Raw genomic sequence first — 3,509 nt, 5'->3', positions numbered from 1 at the left:
GTCTTCCTTCCGTTCCTGCTGTACCTCTTCGACCAGAGCCTGACCTCGGAACTGAGCTTCGAGGTGTTCAAGGGCTTCCTGTCCAACATCCTCGTCAAGCTGATCACGCTGGTGCTGGCGTGGGCGTTCCTGTTCCACTTCTGCGCGGGCGTGCGCCATCTGCTGATGGACATGAACCACGACGCGGTGTCGAAGGAAAGCGGCAAGCGTACCTCGGTGGTCGTGCTCGTCGTGTCGTCGATCCTGACGATCGCCTTCGCGCTCAAACTGTTCGGAGCTTTCTAAAACATGTCGGCAAATAACCGGGTTGGCTCGAAGCGCCTCGTCGTGGGTGCGCACTACGGTCTGCGCGACTGGCTCGCGCAGCGCATCACGGCGGTCATCATGGCCGTCTACACCGTCATCCTGCTGGGCTGGTTCTTCGGCGCGCAGGCATTCTCTTACGACGGCTGGGCAGGCATCTTCGCCACGCAATGGATGAAGCTCGCCACGTTCGTCACGCTGCTGTCGCTCTTCTATCACGCGTGGGTCGGCGTGCGCGACATCTGGATGGACTACATCAAGCCCGTGGGTGCGCGGCTGCTGCTGCAGGCGCTGACGATCGTCTGGCTGCTCGCGTGTGCGGGCTACGCCGCGCAGATTCTCTGGAGAGTGTAAAAGAATGGTTGCAATCAAGAATTCCCTGCCGCGCCGCAAATTTGACGTGGTCATCGTCGGCGCGGGCGGCTCGGGCATGCGCGCGTCGCTGCAGCTCGCGCGTGCGGGCCTCTCCGTGTGTGTGCTCTCGAAGGTGTTCCCCACGCGTTCGCACACCGTCGCGGCGCAGGGCGGCATCGGCGCGTCGCTCGGCAACATGAGCGAAGACAACTGGCACTACCACTTCTACGACACGATCAAGGGCTCCGACTGGCTCGGCGACCAGGACGCGATCGAGTTCATGTGCCGCGAAGCACCGAACGCCGTCTACGAACTGGAACACTTCGGCATGCCGTTCGACCGCAACGCGGACGGCACGATCTACCAGCGCCCGTTCGGCGGCCACACGGCGAACTACGGCGAGAAGCCGGTGCAGCGCGCGTGCGCTGCGGCTGACCGTACCGGCCACGCGCTGCTGCACACGCTGTACCAGCAGAACGTCGCAGCGAAGACCACGTTCTTCGTCGAATGGATGGCGCTGGACCTGATCCGCGACGCCGAGGGCGACGTGCTCGGCGTGACCGCGCTGGAAATGGAAACGGGCGACGTCTACATCCTCGAAGGCAAGACCACGCTGTTCGCCACGGGCGGCGCGGGCCGGATCTTCGCGGCATCGACCAACGCGTTCATCAACACGGGTGACGGCCTGGGCATGGCCGCACGCGCAGGCATCCCGCTCGAGGACATGGAATTCTGGCAATTCCACCCGACGGGCGTGGCGGGCGCGGGCGTGCTGATCACGGAAGGCGTGCGCGGCGAAGGCGGCATTCTGCGCAACGCGAACGGCGAGCGCTTCATGGAGCGCTACGCGCCGACGCTGAAGGACCTGGCACCGCGCGACTTCGTCTCGCGTTCGATGGACCAGGAAATCAAGGAAGGCCGTGGCGTGGGTCCGAACAAGGACCACGTGCTGCTGGACCTGTCGCACATCGGCGCCGAGACGATCATGAAGCGTCTGCCGTCGATCCGCGAGATCGCGCTGAAGTTCGCGAACGTCGACTGCATCAAGGAGCCGATCCCGGTCGTGCCGACCATCCACTACCAGATGGGCGGCATCCCGACGAACATCCATGGTCAGGTCGTGGGTACGGCGAAGGGTCACGAAGATCCGATCAACGGCTTCTACGCCGTGGGCGAGTGCTCGTGCGTGTCGGTGCACGGCGCGAACCGCCTGGGCACGAACTCGCTGCTCGATCTGGTGGTGTTCGGCCGCGCGGCCGGCAACCACATCGTCAAGCACGTGAAGGAAATCAAGGAGCACAAGCCGCTGCCGGCGGATGCCGCTGATTTCGCGCTGTCGCGTCTGGCGAAGCTCGACAGTTCGAGCTCGGGCGAATACGCGCAGAACGTGGCGAACGACATCCGCTCGACGATGCAGAAGCATGCGGGCGTGTTCCGCACGTCGGCGCTGCTGGCCGAAGGCGTGGAGCGCATTCGCGAAGTGGCCGACCGTGTGGGCAATATCCACCTGAAGGACAAGTCGAAGGTGTTCAACACGGCGCGCGTGGAAGCGCTCGAAGTGGAGAACCTGATCGAAGTGGCGCGCGCGACGATGGTGTCGGCCGAGGCGCGCAAGGAAAGCCGCGGCGCACACGCGCAGAACGACTTCGAGCATCGCGACGACGAGAACTGGCTGCGCCATACGCTGTGGTACAGCGAAGGCGACCGCCTCGACTACAAGCCGGTGCACATGAACCCGCTGACGGTCGAATCGGTGCCGCCCAAAGCGCGTACCTTCTAAGCATAAAGGACCCCACACAATGGCCAAGCGTACATTTGAAATCTACCGCTACGACCCGGACAGGGACGCCGCGCCGCGCATGCAGACGTACGAGATCGAGATCGACTCGCACGAACGCATGCTGCTCGACGCGCTGGTGAAACTGAAGGCACTGGACGAGACGCTGTCGTTCCGTCGCTCGTGCCGTGAAGGCGTGTGCGGCTCGGACGCGATGAACATCAACGGCAAGAACGGTCTCGCCTGCCTGACGAACCTGAACGACCTGCCGCAGAAGATCGTGCTGCGTCCGCTGCCGGGGCTGCCCGTGGTGCGTGATCTGATCTGCGACTTCACGCAGTTCTTCAACCAGTATCACTCGATCAAGCCGTACCTGATCAACGACACGCCGCCGCCGGAGAAGGAGCGTCTGCAGTCGCCGGAAGAGCGCGACGAGCTGGACGGTCTGTACGAGTGCATTCTGTGCGCGAGCTGCTCGACGTCGTGCCCGAGCTTCTGGTGGAATCCGGACAAGTTCGTGGGCCCGGCGGGGCTGCTGCAGGCCTACCGTTTCATCGCGGACAGCCGCGACGAAGCGACGGGCGAGCGGCTGGACAATCTGGAAGATCCGTACCGTCTGTTCCGTTGCCATACGATCATGAACTGCGTCGACGTGTGCCCGAAGGGGCTCAACCCGACGAAGGCGATCGGCAAGATCAAGGAATTGATGGTGCGCCGGACGGTCTAGAATGAACAACCCCGACGCTCTCTCCCGTTCGCTGCCCCCCGAGGGGGCAGTCAGTACGCTTGGGGGCGGCCCTGCGCGTACTGACATGGGTGAAGTCCCACATCAGTCCGACCCCCTTCGCCGCGCACGCCTCCGCTGGCGCGCGCGGCGCGGCCTGCTGGAAAACGATCTGATCTTCGAGCGTTTTTTCAGCCGATATGAGCATGACCTCAGTGATGCAGACGTGGGCGCGCTCACGCGCCTGCTGGAACTGAGCGATAACGACCTGATGGACTTGCTGCTCGCACGCAAGGAACCGGAAGGCGACCTCGCCGACGCAGATGTCAGGCGGGTGCTGGAGATGCTGCG

5 protein-coding genes are annotated in these 3,509 nt (G+C 63.8%); all 5 read left to right on the top strand.

The annotated features are described in order from the left end of the window. Positions 1-285, top strand: a 285-nt coding sequence (gene sdhC / locus G3N95_RS40315) for a succinate dehydrogenase, cytochrome b556 subunit (RefSeq protein WP_205975635.1), incomplete at its 5' end; no start/stop codon positions are given. A gap of 3 nt (positions 286-288) precedes the next feature. Beyond that, a complete protein-coding gene (gene sdhD / locus G3N95_RS40310) occupies positions 289-657 on the top strand; it encodes a succinate dehydrogenase, hydrophobic membrane anchor protein (protein ID WP_205975634.1) in 369 nt (122 codons plus the stop codon). 4 nt (positions 658-661) lie between these two features. Then, the gene (sdhA, locus tag G3N95_RS40305; protein ID WP_205975633.1) at positions 662-2,437 is read left to right on the top strand and encodes a succinate dehydrogenase flavoprotein subunit; all 1,776 of its coding nucleotides are present in this window, start codon (positions 662-664) and stop codon (positions 2,435-2,437) included. A 19-nt stretch (positions 2,438-2,456) separates the two neighbouring features. Beyond that, positions 2,457-3,161, top strand: coding sequence for a succinate dehydrogenase iron-sulfur subunit (locus tag G3N95_RS40300; RefSeq protein ID WP_006047560.1), 705 nt, complete (start codon positions 2,457-2,459; stop codon positions 3,159-3,161). A gap of 85 nt (positions 3,162-3,246) precedes the next feature. Next, positions 3,247-3,509, top strand: a 263-nt coding sequence (locus tag G3N95_RS40295; RefSeq protein WP_205975636.1) for a succinate dehydrogenase assembly factor 2, incomplete at its 3' end; no start/stop codon positions are given.

The sequence above is a fragment of the Paraburkholderia sp. Tr-20389 genome (assembly GCF_017104565.1).
GTDB lineage: Bacteria > Pseudomonadota > Gammaproteobacteria > Burkholderiales > Burkholderiaceae > Paraburkholderia.
Note: the sequence above shows the minus strand (reverse complement) of the source record. Positions and strands in the feature narration are given on the sequence as shown.

Excerpts from the sequence above, each read along its gene's own strand:
- sdhD (WP_205975634.1), top strand. The coding sequence starts at position 289 with ATGTCGGCAAATAACCGGGTTGGCTCGAAGCGCCTCGTCGTGGGTGCG.
- sdhA (WP_205975633.1), top strand. The coding sequence starts at position 662 with ATGGTTGCAATCAAGAATTCCCTGCCGCGCCGCAAATTTGACGTGGTC.
- G3N95_RS40300 (WP_006047560.1), top strand. The coding sequence starts at position 2,457 with ATGGCCAAGCGTACATTTGAAATCTACCGCTACGACCCGGACAGGGAC.